This window comes from Bradyrhizobium sp. SRS-191 (genome assembly GCF_024586915.1).
In the GTDB taxonomy this organism is placed as follows: Bacteria; Pseudomonadota; Alphaproteobacteria; order Rhizobiales; family Xanthobacteraceae; genus Bradyrhizobium.
Window position 1 is genome coordinate 1 of the sequence record NZ_JANBVS010000016.1, and the last position, 17,032, is coordinate 17,032.

General features: G+C 65.7%; 13 protein-coding genes. 4 read left to right on the plus strand and 9 right to left on the minus strand.

Going from position 1 to position 17,032, the window contains the following annotated elements; all coding sequences use genetic code 11:
• Positions 1–595 precede the first annotated feature (595 nt).
• A complete protein-coding gene (locus tag NLR35_RS24995; protein ID WP_257169191.1) occupies positions 596–856 on the plus strand; it encodes a hypothetical protein in 261 nt (86 codons plus the stop codon).
• A gap of 133 nt (positions 857–989) precedes the next feature.
• Here the strand turns inward: NLR35_RS24995 and NLR35_RS25000 are convergent, their stop codons facing one another.
• Positions 990–2,210, minus strand: a complete 1,221-nt coding sequence (locus NLR35_RS25000; RefSeq protein WP_257169192.1) for a cytochrome P450 — start codon at positions 2,208–2,210, stop codon at positions 990–992.
• Between the two features lie 269 nt (positions 2,211–2,479).
• Here NLR35_RS25000 and NLR35_RS25005 point away from each other — a divergent pair, with 269 nt between their 5' ends.
• The 3 genes from NLR35_RS25005 to NLR35_RS25015 all read left to right on the plus strand — a co-directional run bounded on the left by NLR35_RS25005 (position 2,480) and on the right by NLR35_RS25015 (position 7,541).
• Positions 2,480–3,166: a TetR/AcrR family transcriptional regulator gene (locus NLR35_RS25005; protein WP_257169193.1), complete on the plus strand. Its 687-nt coding sequence runs from the start codon at positions 2,480–2,482 to the stop codon at positions 3,164–3,166.
• Position 3,167: 1 nt separating this feature from the next.
• Entirely contained in the window at positions 3,168–4,358 is a 1,191-nt protein-coding gene (locus NLR35_RS25010) for an efflux RND transporter periplasmic adaptor subunit (protein WP_257169194.1), read from the plus strand.
• A gap of 84 nt (positions 4,359–4,442) precedes the next feature.
• Positions 4,443–7,541: a MexW/MexI family multidrug efflux RND transporter permease subunit gene (locus NLR35_RS25015; protein WP_257169195.1), complete on the plus strand. Its 3,099-nt coding sequence runs from the start codon at positions 4,443–4,445 to the stop codon at positions 7,539–7,541.
• Positions 7,542–7,798: 257 nt separating this feature from the next.
• On the opposite strand, the gene NLR35_RS25020 is transcribed toward NLR35_RS25015, so the two are convergent.
• From NLR35_RS25020 to NLR35_RS25055, 8 genes are all read right to left on the minus strand, one after another.
• Positions 7,799–8,629, minus strand: coding sequence for an ABC transporter permease (locus NLR35_RS25020; protein ID WP_257169322.1), 831 nt, complete (start codon positions 8,627–8,629; stop codon positions 7,799–7,801).
• Positions 8,630–8,693: 64 nt separating this feature from the next.
• The gene (locus NLR35_RS25025) at positions 8,694–9,635 is read right to left on the minus strand and encodes an ABC transporter permease (protein ID WP_257169196.1); all 942 of its coding nucleotides are present in this window, start codon (positions 9,633–9,635) and stop codon (positions 8,694–8,696) included.
• 157 nt (positions 9,636–9,792) lie between these two features.
• A complete protein-coding gene (locus NLR35_RS25030; RefSeq protein WP_257169197.1) occupies positions 9,793–11,265 on the minus strand; it encodes an ABC transporter substrate-binding protein in 1,473 nt (490 codons plus the stop codon).
• A 119-nt stretch (positions 11,266–11,384) separates the two neighbouring features.
• A complete protein-coding gene (locus NLR35_RS25035; RefSeq protein WP_257169198.1) occupies positions 11,385–12,095 on the minus strand; it encodes a DUF1028 domain-containing protein in 711 nt (236 codons plus the stop codon).
• Between the two features lie 15 nt (positions 12,096–12,110).
• Positions 12,111–13,913, minus strand: a complete 1,803-nt coding sequence (locus NLR35_RS25040) for a gamma-glutamyltransferase family protein (protein ID WP_257169199.1) — start codon at positions 13,911–13,913, stop codon at positions 12,111–12,113.
• Between the two features lie 131 nt (positions 13,914–14,044).
• The gene (locus NLR35_RS25045; RefSeq protein ID WP_257169200.1) at positions 14,045–15,052 is read right to left on the minus strand and encodes an ABC transporter ATP-binding protein; all 1,008 of its coding nucleotides are present in this window, start codon (positions 15,050–15,052) and stop codon (positions 14,045–14,047) included.
• Positions 15,049–16,032: an ABC transporter ATP-binding protein gene (locus NLR35_RS25050; protein WP_257169201.1), complete on the minus strand. Its 984-nt coding sequence runs from the start codon at positions 16,030–16,032 to the stop codon at positions 15,049–15,051. The genes NLR35_RS25045 and NLR35_RS25050 overlap by 4 nt, the downstream gene beginning before the upstream one ends.
• 31 nt (positions 16,033–16,063) lie before the next feature.
• Entirely contained in the window at positions 16,064–17,032 is a 969-nt protein-coding gene (locus NLR35_RS25055) for an ABC transporter permease (RefSeq protein ID WP_257169202.1), read from the minus strand.

Consider the following 17,032-nt stretch of genomic DNA (forward strand, 5'->3'; position numbering starts at 1 on the left):
CCCCGGCATTCCCCGCGCGATGGTCTGACGGCTGCTTCGCGCTCTCCCCGGTGCGCCGGGCTTTCTGGCCACCGTTGCCCGCGCGGCGCGTGAGCGCCGGCACGGACGTGACACCAGCATCGGGGTGTCAGGACCACGCGACTTGACCGTGCGCATCGCTGCCGTTCGTCCGGGTGGAAACCCACGCCGCAGCACCAACACGCCCACCGCATCCCGCCTCGACGTTCGTGACGACCGCGAAGCATCCCTCGTGTGAGGCGGGACGGAGTAAGATATACATTAATTCCGAAAAAAAGAAAGAAATTTCTGCAGCCCGGTTTCACATTTCGTCCCTTATGGTGAGGAGCGCCGAAGGCGCGTCTCCGGACGATCCTGCGCATGGCTGGGCGAACCAGGCCGCAAGCCGGGCCTCGCCCTTCGAGACGCCCGTCTCTGGCGGGCTCCTCAGGGCGAGGGTTGAGAGTGGTTCAGCGCGTGGGAGAATAACGAAGCGTCATCCGCCGCACCGGCAGCAGTGGCATGGCCAGCTCAGCCATCACGCTCGCATTCGTCTCGCCGCTGCGCTCGCCACAGAAAAATGTAAGACAGCAAGAAGATGACCAGCGAGATGCAAGCGCACGCCATGCTGATCTCTCGATGCAGGCTCCATGTCTCGAGCCAAATGACGTTGCCGTTTGGATTCTCCAGAATGCTCTCGGCCCTGTCGAAGTGGTATGGCGTGGAGATCACGAGGTATCTCCACGTCGCGACCAGGAAACTGACGAAAGAAATTCCGGTGACCACTGCAGAGATGCGCATCGATACCTTGACCTTCGGCTTTCTAAGTCAGCGCGTAGGGCGGATTAGCGAAGCGTAATCCGCCCTACGGCAGTCGTGATCATGCATGCTGACGACCACTCGGCTTCAACGGCGGATTACGCTTCGCTGATCCGCCCTACGATCGTCTGATTGAAGTTGTTAGCGTCGCGACGCGCAACGTGATCCTCGCCTCACGGGGCAACCACGCATGGCACGCTCGCAAACCCGCGAAATCGCACCCGTCCCCCACGAACCGGCTCACCCGCCAGCTGATAGTTCGGAAATCGGCTCACAAACCGCGCGATCGCCACCGCTCCCTCCAGCCTTGCCAGCGCCATGCCAGCGCATTGGTGTGCGCCCGTTCCGAACGCGAGGTGGCGGTTGGCGAGGCGGGTGATGTCGAAGCGTTCGGGGGCGTCGAACTGGGCGGGGTCGCGGTTGGCGGCGCCGATGCAGAGGGTGACGGAGGTGCCGGCGTCGAGCGTGACGTCGCCGAGCGTGACCGGCTCTGACGTCATGCGGTTGCCGAGCTGGTTGGAGCTTTCGTAGCGCAGGATCTCCTCGACGGCGGTGCGGATCAGGCTGGGGGCCTCGATCAGCTTCTGCCGCTCGGCCGGGTGCCGGCACAGCAGCACGAGGCCGTTGCCGATCAGGTTGGTGGTGGTCTCGTGTCCGGCGTTGAGCAGGAAGATGCAGTTGTGCAGCAGCTCATTTTCGCTGAGCCGCTCGCCATCGGCCTCGCCCTGGATCAGCCGCGTCAACACGTCGCGCTCGGGATTCCCGGGCGCGGCGCGGCGGCGCGCGACGAGAGTTTCGAGATAGCCCAAGAAGTCGGCGACAGCCTTGTTGCCGCGGGCCAACTGCTCGGGCGTCAGCACCGGCTCCAGCGCGCCGAGAATGGCGAGCGACCAGTCGCGCAAGGGCGCGCGCTCCTCATGCGGCACGCCGAGCAGATTGCCGATCACCTCGATCGGGATCGCGGCGGCGAAATCCTCGATCAGCTCGAATGTCGGCTTCGCCGCAATCCGGTCCAGCAGCCCGTCGACCAGCGCGATCAGCGCCGGCTCCATCTCGGCGATCGCGCGCGGCGACAGCGCGCCCATGATCAGGCGGCGGACGCGCGTATGCGCGGGCGGATCGTTGAAGACGAGGCTGGTGGTGTGATGCTCGTACAACAACGAGTCGCCGTATTTCGGCGCGAACTCGCGCTTCTTGTCCGACGAGAACGCCTTGGTCGCCTTGTAGGCGGTGACGAGATCGTCATACCGCGTGAGAAAATAGGAGCCGCTGCGCAGGCGCTTGACCGGCGCATGCCGTCGCAGCGCGCGATAGGTCGGGTAGGGGTCCGCGTAGAACTCCGGCGTCAGGCTCTCGAGGTCGAAGCTGGCGGCGAGCGCTGCGTCGTCGGTCATGTCAGGTCCTCCCGGCCGATTCTCGTTCGTTGCCGGCAGGCTCGCATGGACGGAAGAGGAAGAAAATCCGCCGGGCGGTGTGGCTCTCCCTGCTCACCACCCACGCGTGCCGCAGATCCGCCTTAGTGGAACGGTATAAAATTGCCTCCCGCGCTGCTGGTTCTCAGTAGTGATTTCAGGGACTTGGCGGCAGAACCCTGCTGCGCCGCGGCATGTTTCTTGACATCAATCAAGTGAGTATTTACTCACAGGCGATGTCCACTTTGCGCATGACAAGCGATCTCCGGAGGCAGCTGATCCTCGGTGCGGCCAAGCGCTGCTTCGCGCGCCATGGCTATGCCGGGACGACGACCAAGAGCGTGGCTGCGGCCGCCGCCATTTCCGAGGCGCTGCTGTTCAAGCATTTCTCCTCGAAGGCCGCGCTCTATGCCGAGATCCTGAGCGAGGAATGCGAGACCGATCCTGATTTCGAGCTGCTGCTGGGGCAGGAACCTTCGACCGCGACGCTGGTCAAGCTGATGGCCGGGATGGTGCGGCATTTTCTCAGCATCGCCGATGGCCCCAACGACCAGGAGGAGCAGCGGCTGCGGCTGATGGCGACCAGCCATCTCGATGATGGCGAGTTCGCGCGGCTCATCTACGCCAAGATCGATGATCTGATCGGCGACAAATTCGTTAACTCTCTGGAAAGGGCCGTCGCCTGTGGTGATGCCGTCCGATCAGCCGCCACGCCGCGTGATCTGTTCTGGTTTGCGCATCATACCGTGTTGATGGCCGCATTGACGCGGCTTCCATCGACCCCGTGTCTGGCCTATGGAACCGCTGATAGCCTGGAGCGCCAGCTCAGCGAGTTCATCCTGCGCGGCATCGGACTGACCGACGCCGCCATTGCGTGCTATCTCGACCACGAATTGTCGCAACCTCCGGCCCGGCCGGCGACGGCAGAAAGTGCATGACATGAACATTGCGACCGAACCCAAGCTCTCTGGAAAGCCGTTCGACGACAAGCCGCGCAAGCGCACCCGTCCGGTGCTGTGGTTCATCATCGTCGGCATCCTGCTCGCGGCGCTGGTTGGCGGCTTCGTGTGGTTCAACATGTTCCGCGACAAGATGATCGCGCAGTTCTTCGCCAACATGAAGCCGCCGCCGATCAATGTCAGCGTCGCCACGGCGGCGTCCGAGACGGTGCCGAACCTGTTGACCGCGGTCGGCGATCTCGCCGCCGTGCACCAGGTCAACGTCACCTCGGATGCCTCGGGCCGCATCACCGACATCATGTTCATGCCCGGCACGACGGTGAAGCAGGGCACGCCGCTGGTGCAGCTCTATGATGCGCCGGAGCAGGGCGACCTCGCCAACTACAAGGCCCAGGTGACGGTGGCGCAGCTGTCGCTCGATCGCGCCAAGCAGCTGGCCTCGCGCCAGTTCGGGCCGCAGGCGACCGTCGACCAGGCGCAGGCTGCCTATGATCAGGCACAGGCCGGCGTCGCCAAGACCGAGGCGCTGATCGCGCAGAAGCTGGTGCGGGCGCCGTTCGACGGCGATCTCGGCGTTCGCAAGGTCGAGGTCGGCCAGTATCTGTCCGCCGGCACGCAGATCGTGTCGCTGACCGATCTGTCGCAGCTCTGGGTCAACTTCACGGTGACCGAGAAGGACAGTGGCCAGCTCAAGGTCGGCCAGACCGTGCGCATCGGCGTCGACGCCTATCCGGGCAAGACCTTCGAGGGCAAGATCACGACGATCGAGCCGCAGATCGCGACCGATACCCGCAACATTCGCGTGCAGGCGACGATCGCCAATCCCGAGCACATCCTGAAGCCCGGCATGTTCGCCACCACCACCGTGGTGCTGCCGGAGAAGCCGCCGGTGCTGACGGTGCCGGAGACGGCGGTCGACTACACGCTGTATGGCGACTCCGTGTTCGTCATCAACGAGAAGAAGACCGATGACGGCAAGACCACGCTGACCGCCGACCGCATTTATGTGCAGACCGGCGATCGCATCAACGGCCGCGCCGTGATCATCAAGGGCCTGAAGGAGGGCGATCGCGTCATCGCCGTCGGCCAGCTCAAGATCCAGTCCGGCGCCGCGGTTGCGATCTCGACCGATCCGCCGCCGCCGGTGCCGGCCAAGCCGCCGCGCTACTGAGCGAGCCTCTGAGCCAATGCCGGGCCGCCTGATCATGGCGGCCCGCCCGGTCCTCATCTGACGTCTGCTGACAGGATTGCCGCGATGCGTTTCACCGACATTTTCATCAAGCGCCCGGTGCTGTCGCTGGTGGTCAGCATGCTGATCCTGCTGCTCGGCCTGCGCGCCGCCTTCGAGCTGCCGATCCGGCAATATCCGAAACTGTCGAACACGGTCGTGAACGTCACGACGGTGTATCCCGGCGCGTCCGCCGACCTGATCCAGGGCTTCATCACGACGCCGCTGGAGCAGGCCGTCGCCTCGGCCGAGGGTGTCGACTACATCACCTCGTCCTCGGTGCAGGGCACCAGCACGATCCAGGTGTTCGTCAAGCTCAACTTCGATCCGAACCAGGCGCTCACCGAGGTGCTCGCCAAGGTCAATTCGGTTCGCTACCTGATCCCGAAGGAATCGAACGACCCGATCGTCACCAAGACCACGGGGCAGACGACGTCGGTGATGTATCTCGGCTTCTCCAGCGAGGAGCTGTCGGGCTCGGCGATCTCGGACTATCTGACGCGCGTGGTTCAACCGGTGCTGTCGACGGTCGACGGCGTTGCCGCGGCCAACATCCTGGGTGGCCAGACCTTCGCGATGCGCATCTGGCTCGATCCGGAGAAGATGGCCGGCCGCAACGTGTCGCCGACCGACGTGGCGACGGCGATCGCCGCCAACAACTTCCAGTCCGCTGCCGGCCAGGCCAAGGGCTATTTCATCGTCTCCAACGTCACGACCAATACCGGCCTGACCGACGTCAACCAGTTCAAGCGGATGATCGTGAAGGCCAAGGACGGCGGCTTCGTCCGCATGGAGGACATCGCAACCGTCGAGCTCGCGGCGCAGAGCACCGACGCCAGCGTCGCCTTCAACGGCGAGCGCGCGATCTTCATCGGCGTCGACGCCACGCCGCAGGGCAACCCGCTCAACATCGTCAAGGGCGTGCGCGCGCTGTTCCCGGACCTCGAGCGCAATTTGCCGCCGTCGATGAAGATGAAGGTGGCCTACGATTCCACCAAATTCATCCAGTCCTCGATCGACGAGGTCGAGCACACGCTGGGCGAAGCCGTGCTGATCGTCATCGTCGTCATCTTCCTGTTCCTGGCGTCGCTGCGCTCGGTGATCATCCCCGTGGTGACGATCCCGCTGTCGCTGATCGGCGTCTGCACCATGATGCTGGCGCTTGGCTTCTCCATCAACCTGCTGACCCTGCTCGCCATGGTGCTCGCGATCGGCCTCGTCGTCGACGACGCCATCGTGGTGGTCGAGAACATCCACCGCCATCTGGAGGAGGGCAAGACGCCGGTCCAGGCCGCGCTGCAGGGCGCGCGCGAGATCGTGGGACCCGTCATCTCGATGACGATCACGCTGGCGGCGGTGTACGCGCCGATCGGATTCCTCGGCGGCCTCACCGGATCGCTGTTCCGCGAGTTCGCCTTCACGCTCGCGGGCTCGGTGATCGTCTCCGGCGTCATCGCGCTGACCCTGTCGCCGATGATGTGCTCGGTGCTGCTGACGAGCGCCGAGGAGGGCCGCTTCGCGCGGCTCGTCAACCGCGTCTTCGGCGCGATGACCCGCTGGTACGGCCGCCAGCTCGACCGCTCGCTCGACTACCGGCCGGTGACCGGCCTGTTCGCGCTGACGATTCTCGGCCTGGTCGGCTTCCTCTATATGCACACCTCCAAGGAGCTGGCGCCGGAGGAGGATCAGGGCATCGTGTTCTCGATCACCAAGGCGCCGAAATACGCCAACATCGACTACATCAATTTCTACACCGACAAGGTCGACAAGGCGTTCGCGAAGTTTCCAGAGACCGACCTGCGCTTCATCCTGAACGGCATCCAGGGCCCGCAGGGCGGCTTTGCCGGCATGCTGCTCAAGCCGTGGGACGAGCGCACGCGCTCCTCGATCAAGCTGAAGCCGCTGGTCCAGGCGGAGCTGTCGAAGATCGAGGGCATCAACGCTTTCGCCTTCAACCTGCCGGCGCTGCCGGGCGGCCCGGGCGGCCTTCCGGTGCAGATGGTGATCAGCTCGACCAGCGGCTTCCAGGCCGTCTATGAGCAGATGACCAAGCTGAAGGACGCTGCGCGCAAGAGCGGCATCTTCATCGTCTCCGACAGCGACCTCGAGTTCAACCAGCCGGTGGTGAAAGTCTGGATCAACCGCAGCAAGGCCAGCGACCTCGGGGTGACCATGCAGTCGATCGGCAACACGCTGGCCGTGCTGCTCGGCGGCAACTACATCAACCGCTTCAACCTCGAGGGCCGTTCCTACCAGGTGATCCCGCAGGTGCCGCGCGACAAGCGCCTGTCGCCGGAATCGCTGTCCGGCTACTACGTTGCGAGCGCGACGGGTCAGCAGGTGCCGCTGTCGACGGTGGTCAACATCGAGACCGCCACCGACCCGAACTCACTCACCCATTTCAACCAGCTCAACTCGGCGACGTTCTCCGCGGTGCCGATGCCGGGCGTCACGGTCGGCCAGGCCGTCGACTTCCTGGAGAAGCAGGCCAAGAATCTGCCGTCCGGCTTCAGCCATGACTATCTCGCCGACGCCCGCCAATACGTCCAGGAAGGCAATCAGCTCGCCATCACCTTCGGCTTCGCGCTGATCATCATCTTCCTGGTGCTGGCGGCGCAGTTCGAGAGCCTGCGGGATCCGCTGGTCATCATGATCAGCGTGCCCATGGCGATCGTCGGCGCGCTGATCCCGCTGTTCTTCGGGCTTGCGACGATGAACATCTACACCCAGGTCGGTCTGCTCACGCTGGTCGGCCTGATCACCAAGCACGGCATCCTGATGGTGGAGTTCGCCAACGAGCTGCAATTGAACGAGGGCGTCGACCGCCGCACCGCGATCCAGACGTCGGCACGCATTCGTCTGCGGCCGATCCTGATGACCACGGCCGCGATGGTCACCGGCCTGATCCCGCTCTTGACGGCGTCCGGCGCCGGCGCGGCCAGCCGGTTCTCGATCGGCCTCGTCGTCGTCGCCGGCATGTCGATCGGCACACTGTTCACGCTGTTCGTGCTGCCGGCCGTCTACACCGTCATCGCCACCGACCACCAGGCCGCCGCCAAGTCGAAGCGCGCCCGCGAGATCGCGCAGTTCGACGCCGAGCCGGACCACGCGCTGAAGGCGACGTGAGACGGGGCGCTGCTGGATCAACGACATCAACGGCGGCTGCTCGGGCAGCCGCCGTTTTGTTTTGTGAGGAGTGGTCTTTCAACGCCCACCGCTGTCGTCCCGGCCTTGAGCCGGGACCCATAGCCACAGGTCGTGGTGTGAGGCAGGCGCGGAGTGACCTTCTGGCGCAACAATGACTGACGGTGGTTATGGGTCCCGGCTCGGAGGCCGGGACGACGGCGGAGTGCGTTGCTCCGGCGGAGTTCCTCCGCGAGGCCTCACTCCTCCTGCTGCGGATCCAGCGCGTCGCGCAGGCCGTCGCCCAGCAAATTGAGCGAGAGCACGACGAGGAAGATCGCGAGCCCCGGCCAGATCGCCATCCAGGGCGCATTGGTGAGGAAGCGCTGGGCGGCGTTGAGCATGCTGCCCCAGGACGGCGCCGGCGGCTGCTGGCCCAGCCCCAGGAACGACAACGCGGCCTCGGCGATGATGGCGGCGGCGACCGACAGGGTCGCCTGTACCAGCAACGCCGGCATGATGTTCGGCAGGATGTGCCTGATAGCGATCTGCAGGTCGGTGTCGCCGACGCTGCGCGCGGCCTCGACATACTCCTCGACCTTGACGCTCAGCACCTCGCCGCGGGTGAGCCTGACAAAGATGGGGGTCGCCGAGACGCCGATCGCGATCATCGCGTTGCCGAGGCTCGGCCCTAAGAACGCCGCGAGCGCGATCGCCAGGATCAGGAACGGGCAGGCGAGCATCGCATCGGTGATGCGGCTGATCAGGGCATCGACGAAGCCGCCGCGGTATCCCGCGAGCATGCCGATGGGCACTCCGATCGACAGCGCGATCACGACCGAGATCGCGCCGGCCAAGAGCGAGGCGCGCGCGCCGTAGATGACGCGGGCGAGTACGTCGCGGCCGAGATCGTCGGTGCCGAACCAATGCGCCGCCGACGGCGCCTTGCGCACCAGCGCCCAGCTCGTCTTGATCGGATCGTAGGGCGCCACCAGCGGCGCTGATACCGCGAGCAGAATGAATGCCGTGATCAGGCCGAGCCCGACCATGGCCCCCTGGCGCTTGACCAGGCGGCGCCAGGTGCGCTGCATCGGCCGCTCGAGCGGGGCGAGGGTGCGCGTGCCGGGAGATGCTGACAGCGTGGTCTCGGCCATGTCAGCTCCTCAGCCGCGGATTGACCAGGACATAAGCGAGGTCGGCGATCAGGTTCAGCATGATGTAGACGGTGGCGGTGACCAGCACGACGCCCTGCACGACGGCGTAGTCGCGGTTGAACACGGCATCCACGATCAGCTTGCCGAATCCGGGGATGGAAAAGATCTGCTCGGTCAGCACCGCGCCGGACAACAGCGTGCCGAGCTCGAGCGCGCCGAGCGTGATGACCGGCGTCAGCGCGTTGCGTAGGGCGTGGCGCAGGATGACCTGACGTTCGGAGATGCCCTTGGCGCGGGCGGTGCGGATGTAGTCGCTGCTCAAGACCTGCAGCATCGCGCTGCGGGTGTGGCGCATCAGAATCGCGGCGATGGCGTTGCCGAGCACGAAGGCCGGCATGATGGTGGCAGCGAGGCTGGCGCGCCAGTCCTCGGCCAGCGAGACATAGCCGGAGGCGGGCAGCCAGCCGAGCTGAATCGAGAACACGAAGATCAGCATGATCCCGAGCCAGAAGTTCGGCGTCGAGATGCCCCACAGCGCGAACAGGTTGGCGGCATAGTCCCAAGCCGTGCCGCGCTTCACCGCGGAGATGATGCCGGCGGGAATGCCGATCAGGAACGCGATCACGATCGCCATCGAGGCAAGCTGCAACGTCACCGGCAGCTTCTGCAGGATGAGATCGCGCACCGGCATCTTGATGCGCAGCGACTCGCCGAAATCGCCTGACAGTACGCCCTTGATCCAGTAGCCGTATTGAACGGGCAGCGGCTGGTCGAGGCGATATTGCTTGCGGATCTGCTCGATCACGGCAGGGTCACGCTCCTCGCCGGCCATCACCAGCGCGGGATCGCCGGGCAATAGCTGCTGCAGCGAGAAGATCAGGATCGAGACGAAGATCAAGGTCGGGATGATCTGGGCGATGCGACGGGCGAGGAAGGTCAGCATGGTCAGATGCCCGACGCCGAAACCGTTTTCGGATCGTCATGGCCGGGCCTGTCCCGGCCATCCACGCCGTTCCGCATGCTGGGAACGACGTGGATGCCCGGGACGAGCCCGGGCATGACGGAGGACTTAGTGATAGCGTCTCTCGCCAACTCAGCCCTCACTTCAGCTTCAGCCCGACCACGCGCAGCAGGCCGTCCGGCATCGGCTTGAAGCCCTCGAGCTTCGTGGTCTGCGCGAACAGGAACTTGCGGTGATAGAGGTAGAGGATCGGCTCGTCGGCCTGCTGCTCCTTGACCAGCGTCTCGTAGATCGCCTTGCGCTTGGCCGGGTCGGTGACGAGGCGGGCGTCCTCCAGCGCCTTGTCGGCGGCGGCGTTGCTCCAGGCGCTGTAGTTGAGCGCGGCACCCGAATGCAGGTGGTTGTAGGTGTTGCCGTCGGGATCGCTGCGGCCGCTCCATTCCAGCGAGAAGGCCTGATACTCGCCGGCCTCGGCCTGCTTCAGCGCCGTGGCGAACTCGGTCACGCGGATCTTCAGGTCGAAACCGGCCTCCGCGGCCATCGCCTGCAGCACCTGCGCTGCGGCCTCGCTCTCGCTGTCCTTCGACACCATGAAGTCGACCGTCACCGGAGGCGTCACGCCGGCCTCCTTCAGCAGCGCCTTGGCCTTTTCGAGGTCGCGGCCGCGCACCGGGAAGGCGGTCTGGTAGTAGGGATTCTCGGGATTGACGAACTGATTGCCCGGCTTGAACTCGCCGTTGAACACCACCTGGTTGAGCGCCTCACGGTCGATCGACAGGTCCAGCGCCTGACGCACCTTGGCGGACTGGCTCAGCGGACCCTTGGTCTTGTCCTTGCCGATGTTGAGCGTGAGGCCGCGATAGCCGAGGCTGGTCCCGGTCGACAGCTTCAGGCGCTTGTCGCTGGTGACGTCCTTGATGTCGGTCGCGAGCAGCCGCTCGATGATGTCGAGGCCGCCGGATTTGAGGTTCGCCAGCCGCACCGTGGAGTCGACGATCGGCTGATAGACGATCCTGTCGATGAAGACGTTGTCCTTGTTCCAGTAGTCGGCGAACTTCTCGAACACGATGCGGTCCTGCTGGACGCGCTCGACGAATTTATACGGCCCGGCGCAGACCGGGCGCAGGCCGAACTTGTCGCCGGCTTCCTTGGCGGCCTTCGGCGACACCATCATGCCGGCGCGGTCGGTGAGCTGGGCGAGCAGCGGCGAGAACGGCGTCTTCAGCACCAGCTTGATCGTCAGGGGATCGACGACATCGACATGGTCGAGCGAGGCGATCTCCGGCTTGCGGAACGAGCCGGGCGTCGAGAGATGGCGATCGAGCGAGAACTTCGCTGCCTCGGCATCGAACGGCTCGCCGTCCTGAAACTTCACGCCGGGCCGCAACTTGATCGTGACCTCCTTCCCATCGGCGGAGGTCTCATGCGACAGCGCCAGCTGCGGCACGATGTTCAGCTTCTCGTCGATGTCGAACAGCTTGTCGCAGACGGCGGCGAAGACGATGCGGCCGACATAGGTTCGCGCCATCGTCGGATCGAGAATGTCGGCATCCTCGGCAAGGCCGATGCGCAACGTGGTCTGTGCCTGCGCAGCTGGGCTGCACGTCACCATCACAGTAGCCGCTGCGGCGGCCAAGCACCAATTCCTGATCATCGGATGTCCTCTACGAATACAGCCTGCGCTTTTGCACTAATCATACCAACCCCGGCCAGACGCAGTCCTTCCGGAGCTCATGTCGGGTTCGCGAGCGCCGCCGCGATCCCGGCATCGATGGTGGCGCGGTCGGTGATGCCGGCCGGGTTCTCGCGTGTCGGCATGAACTGGCGAAACACCGCCCAATGCTTGCGGCTGACGCTCTCCAGCCGTTCCAGCTCGGCGAGTGGATCGGCATGATCGTCGACGCGCAGGTCGAGCGCGGACCATTCCTCCTTGCCGTGGATCAGGAGCGCAGCCGATTGCTTGCCGCGCTTGTCACCGCCGGCGGCCTCGCCGGCCTTCATCGCCGCGATCAGGCGTTGGGCGAAGGGCAGGGCGCTGTGGGCGAGAAAGGCGTTTGCCGTTTCGTTCAGCACCTGCGGCCCGGCGAGCATGTTGCCCGCGATCGAGAATCCCTGGCCTTCGAGATGGCCGCACCAGTCGATGCAGTCGCGGCCGGTATGGGCGGCGATCTGGCCGTTGCCATCGAGGATGTGGACCTGCCGGCTCTCGCGGCCGGGATCGGCGGATGTCAGCAGCTGCACGATGTCGCGCGGATGGCGGCCGTCGCGCAGCAGCGTCGCGCCATCGATGCCGTAGTACGGATTGACCAGCGCCTGGGTGGCGATGCCGCCGCGGCCGGCGACGATGAACGGCACGCGTGCGCCGACGGCGAAGAAACGCGTGGCGACGGCGATGCCGATCTGGCCGGTGAGATCGTCCTTCGCAATGATCGACCAGGTCATCGTCGCCTCGCTCTCTTATCGTCCGGCGGCGTAGCCCTGCATGCCCCGTGGATTGGCGGCCGCGCGGCGGCGGCGGCCGACGCGCGAAGCGGCCGTGAGGCGGCCCTCCGACCAATCGGGGCCGACCTCGACGACATGGCCGCGGCGGCGCAACTCATCGATCGTGGCCTTCGGCACACGACCCTCGACCACGAGCACGCCGGGGCGCGCGGTGCGCGGCCAGAACGAGATCGGGAAATGCTCGGAGTGCCACGCCGGCGCGTCGATCGATTCCTGCAAGTTCATGCCGGCATGGACGTGGCGCAGGAAGAACTGCGTGTTCCACTGGTCCTGCTGGTCGCCGCCGGGCGAGCCCCAGGCGACGTAAGGCTCGCCGTCGCGCAGCGCCATGGTCGGCGACAGCGTGGTGCGCGGCCGCTTGCCGGGCACAAGTGCTGCCGGATGATTCTCCTCGAGCCAGAACATCTGCGCGCGCGTGCCCAGGCAGAAACCGAGTTCGGGGATGACGGGCGAGGATTGCAGCCATCCGCCTGAAGGCGTCGCCGAGATCATGTTGCCTTGGGAGTCGATGATGTCGAAATGCACGGTGTCGCCGCGCACCTCGCCGAAGCGGCCGACGGTCGGCTCGCCCGAGCCCATCGCGTCGACAGCCTCGCGGTTGCCTGCCGCCTCGCGCAGCTTCACCTCGGCGCCGTAGCCGTCGAGCTTGCCTGGACGAAGCTCCAGCGAGGCCTTGTCGGTGATCAGCTTGCGCCGCTCGTCGTTATAGGCGTCGGACAGCAGCGTCTCGATCGGGATGTCGGCAAAGTTCGGATCGCCGTAGAACGCCTCGCGATCGGCAAACGCGAGCTTCGCGGCTTCGATCTGCCAATGGATGAAATCAGGACCGGTCGGGTCGAGACCGTCGAGCGCAAAGCCCTTGAGCAGCGCGAGTTGCTGCAACAGCACCGGGCCCTGGCTCCAGACGCCGGCCTTGCACACCGTGTAGCGGCCGTACTCATAAGTCAGAGGAGCTTCGATGGTCGGCTGCCAGCGTGCCATGTCGTCGGCCGTCAGCACGCCCTTGTGGCGCGCGCCGGAGACGTCCATCACCTCCTGCGTCCGGCAGAAGCGGTCGATCGCTTCGGCGACAAAGCCCTGCGACCAGGCCTTGCGCGCGCGCTCGATCTGCGCGTCGCGATTCTCCCCGGCGCTCTCGCCTTCGCTGAGGATGCGCGCATAGGTCTCGGCGAGCTTGGGATTGGTGAACAGCGTGCCGGGGCGCGGCACCTCGCCGTTCGGCAGGTACAGCGCGGCCGAGGTCGGCCAATGCGTCTTGAACAGCTGCTCGACGGTCTGGATCGTTGCGGAGACGCGCTCGACAAGCGGGTAGCCGTCGCGGGCGTAGGCAATCGCCGGCTCCAGCACATCGCGCAGTCGCATCGTGCCGTAGTCGCGCAGCAGCAGCATCCAGGACTCGAAGGTGCCGGGCACGCAGGCTGCGAGCAGGCCGGTACCGGGCACCATCTCCAGCCCCTCGCGCTTGTAGTGCGCGATGGTCGCGCCCGCCGGCGCCGGGCCCTGGCCGCAGATCACCTCGGTGCGCCCGCGCTTCACGTCGTGCAGGATGATCGGCACGTCTCCACCGGGGCCGTTGAGATGCGGCTCGACCACCTGCAAGGTGAAGGCCGCCGCGACGCCGGCGTCGAAGGCGTTGCCGCCGCGTTCCAGCATTGCCATGCCGACGGCGGTGGCGAGCCAGTGTGTCGAGGTAACGACGCCGAAGGTGCCGTCGATCTCGGGGCGGGTGGTGAATGGATCAGGATTGATGAAGCTCATGGCGCCCTTTGATCGGTGTAACTACTCGCCGTCATTGCGAGCGAAGCGAAGCAATCCAGGGCCCAGGTTGACGCCCCTGGATTGCTTCGTCGCTTCGCTCCTCGCAATGACGGCCTCATTTAGATTCCGCGTTACGCAACCGATGCCGTCACAACGGTCCTGTCTGCCGGCTGGTTCACCGCATGGCAGGCCACGCCGCCGATCAGCTCCGGCGACTTCTGCCGGCACAGATCGAAGGCGAGGGGACAACGTGGGTTGAAGGTGCAGCCCGCGGGCGGATTGATCGGGTTGGGGATCTCACCCTTCACCGGAATGCGCTGGCGGCCGGACATCGAGAGGTCGGGCACCGCGCCGAGCAGCATCTTGGTGTAGGGCATGCGCGGATCGTTGAAGAGCGTGCGCCCTTCCGCGATCTCGACGATGCGGCCGAGATACATCACGCCGATGCGGCTCGCCATGTGGCGCACGACCGCGAGATTGTGGCTGATGAACAGGTAGGTCAGGCCGAACTTGTCCTGCAGGTCGCGCATCAGGTTGAGGATCTGCGCCTGGACGGAGACGTCGAGCGCCGAGGTCGGCTCGTCGCAGACGATGAATTCGGCTTCCGATGCGAGCGCGCGCGCGATCGCGATGCGCTGGCGCTGGCCGCCGGAGAATTCGTGCGGAAACTTCTGGCCGTCGTCCGGATGCAGGCCCACGAGCGTCAGCAGTTCGCCGACGCGATCCTTGATCTGACGCTCGCCGTCGATGAGATTGAAGGCGCGGATCGGCTCGGCGATGATGGACTCGACGCGGAAGCGCGGGTTGAGGCTGGCGTAGGGATCCTGAAACACCATCTGGATGCGGCGGCGCAGCTTGCGCCGCACCTGCGCCTGGCGGGCCTCGCTCATCGACACGCCGTCGATGATGACCTCGCCCGAGGTCGGCGCCAGCAGCCCGACCACCATGCGGGCCACCGTGGTCTTGCCGGAGCCGGACTCGCCGACCAGGGCAAACGTCTCGCCCTTCTTGATGCCGAAGCTGACGCCGTCGACCGCCTTCAAAAACTCCTGCGGCTGACGCTCGATGACGCGGTTGAGCCAGGGCTTCGAGACGTCGAACACCCGGCGCAGATTCTTGACCTCGACGAAATCGCTCATGCCGCGGTCTCCGTCGCGCGATCATACAGATGGCAGGCGACCGCCTGTGTGCCCTGGCGCAGCGGCTCGGGCCGGTCGATGCGGCAGCGGTCGAAGGCTGCGCCGCAGCGCGGATTGAACGAGCAGCCCGGCGGAATTGCCGACAGCCGCGGCATCGAGCCTGGGATCTGCACCAGGCGCTTGTCCTCGCCTGCCAAGGTCGGGATCGCGCCCATCAGGCCCTTGGCGTAGGGATGCAGCGGGTTCTTGATCACTTCCTGCACCGGGCCGATCTCGGCGACGCGGCCGGCATACATCACGGCGACGCGGTCGCAGGTCTCGGCGATCACGCCCATGTCGTGGGTCACCAGCATCACCGCGGTGCCGTGGTCGCGGCCGAGCCGCTTGATCAGCGAGATGATCTGCGCCTGCACGGAGACGTCGAGCGCGGTGGTCGGCTCATCGGCGATGATCAGCTCCGGCTCGGCGCACAGCGCGAGCGCGATCACGACGCGCTGGCGCATGCCGCCGGAGAATTCATGCGGATAGCCGTCGATGCGCTTCTCGGGAGCGGGGATGCCGACCTCGGCGAGCAGGTCGATGGCGCGCTTGCGCGCCTGCTGGTCTGTGAGATTGGTGTGGGTCTTGATGGTCTCGATGATCTGGTCGCCGACGCGATACAGCGGATTGAGCGAGGTCAGCGGATCCTGGAAGATCATGCCGATGCGCTTGCCGCGCACCTTGCGCATCTCCTCCGGCGGGAGGTTGTCGATGCGCAGGCCGGACAGCAGGATCTCGCCGCCGGAGATGCGGCCGGGGCGGTCGATCAGGCCGATCACGGCGAGGCCGGTGACTGATTTGCCGGCGCCGGATTCGCCGACGACGCCGAGCACTTCGCCCTTGGCGATGTCCCAGGAGACGCCGTCGATCGCGCGCAACGTGCCGCGCCTGGTCTCGAACTCGACCTGCAGATTGCGCACGGACAGGACGGGGGCGGTCATGAGGTCAAGCCTTCGCAACGCATGAACGGGGTCATCGCAGTTTCGGGTTGAGCGCGTCGCGCAGCCAGTCGCCGAGCAGGTTGATCGCGAGGATCAGTCCGGCCAGCGCGATGCCGGGGAAGGCGACGATCCACCATTCGCCGGCGAACAGATAGTTGTTGCCGATCCGGATCAGGGTGCCGAGCGAGGGCATCGTCTCGGGCATGCCGGAGCCGAGGAACGACAAGGTTGCTTCGGTGATGATCGCGAGCGCCAGATTGATGGTGGCGATGACCAGCACCGGACCGGTGGTGTTGGGCAGCACGTGGCGGAGCATGATGACCGGCGCGGGCAGGCCGATCAGCTGAGCCGCGGCGACATAGTCCTTGTTCTTCTCGACCAGCACCGAGCTGCGCACCGTGCGCGCATATTGCACCCAGAAAGACAGGCCGATGGCGAGCACGAGCACGCCCAGCATGCTGAGCCATTCCAGATGATTGCCGGACGCTGACTTGGCGATGCCGTTGACGAGCAGCGCGATCAGGATCGGCGGGAAGGTGAGCTGCACGTCCGCGATGCGCATGATCACGGTGTCGACGCGGCCGCCGAAATAGCCGGCGACGAGGCCGAGACCGATGCCGAGCACGCCGGAGAAGACGACGCCGAGAATGCCGACCAGCAGCGAGATCCGCAGGCCGTAGAGGATGGCGGACAGCACGTCGCGGCCCTGCTCGTCGGTCCCGAGCAGGAACGGGCTCTGGCCGTCGGCCGTCCACAGCGGCGCAATGCGGGAATTCAGGAGTTGCAGCTGCGCCGGATCGAACGGGTTCTGTGGCGACAGCAGCGGGGCGAAGATCGCCAGCAGGAAGAACAGCAGCGTGACGACAGCCGCGGCCACGGTCAGCTTGGAGCGGCGGAAGGAGTAGAACAGGTCGCTCGCCAGTGCGCGTTTCAGCCAGCCGTCGCTGGTGGTGCGCGGAGCCTCGACGGGCGTGGGGTGGGGCAGGGCTGCGTCGCTCAT

Coding starts and splice junctions, on each gene's coding strand:
- NLR35_RS24995 (WP_257169191.1), top strand. CDS start 596: ATGACCAGCGAGATGCAAGCGCACGCCATGCTGATCTCTCGATGCAGG.
- NLR35_RS25000 (WP_257169192.1), bottom strand. CDS start 2,210: ATGACCGACGACGCAGCGCTCGCCGCCAGCTTCGACCTCGAGAGCCTG.
- NLR35_RS25005 (WP_257169193.1), top strand. CDS start 2,480: ATGACAAGCGATCTCCGGAGGCAGCTGATCCTCGGTGCGGCCAAGCGC.
- NLR35_RS25010 (WP_257169194.1), top strand. CDS start 3,168: ATGAACATTGCGACCGAACCCAAGCTCTCTGGAAAGCCGTTCGACGAC.
- NLR35_RS25015 (WP_257169195.1), top strand. CDS start 4,443: ATGCGTTTCACCGACATTTTCATCAAGCGCCCGGTGCTGTCGCTGGTG.
- NLR35_RS25020 (WP_257169322.1), bottom strand. CDS start 8,629: ATGCAGCGCACCTGGCGCCGCCTGGTCAAGCGCCAGGGGGCCATGGTC.
- NLR35_RS25025 (WP_257169196.1), bottom strand. CDS start 9,635: ATGCTGACCTTCCTCGCCCGTCGCATCGCCCAGATCATCCCGACCTTG.
- NLR35_RS25030 (WP_257169197.1), bottom strand. CDS start 11,265: ATGGTGACGTGCAGCCCAGCTGCGCAGGCACAGACCACGTTGCGCATC.
- NLR35_RS25035 (WP_257169198.1), bottom strand. CDS start 12,095: ATGACCTGGTCGATCATTGCGAAGGACGATCTCACCGGCCAGATCGGC.
- NLR35_RS25040 (WP_257169199.1), bottom strand. CDS start 13,913: ATGAGCTTCATCAATCCTGATCCATTCACCACCCGCCCCGAGATCGAC.
- NLR35_RS25045 (WP_257169200.1), bottom strand. CDS start 15,052: ATGAGCGATTTCGTCGAGGTCAAGAATCTGCGCCGGGTGTTCGACGTC.
- NLR35_RS25050 (WP_257169201.1), bottom strand. CDS start 16,032: ATGACCGCCCCCGTCCTGTCCGTGCGCAATCTGCAGGTCGAGTTCGAG.
- NLR35_RS25055 (WP_257169202.1), bottom strand. CDS start 17,032: ATGAGCGACGCAGCCCTGCCCCACCCCACGCCCGTCGAGGCTCCGCGC.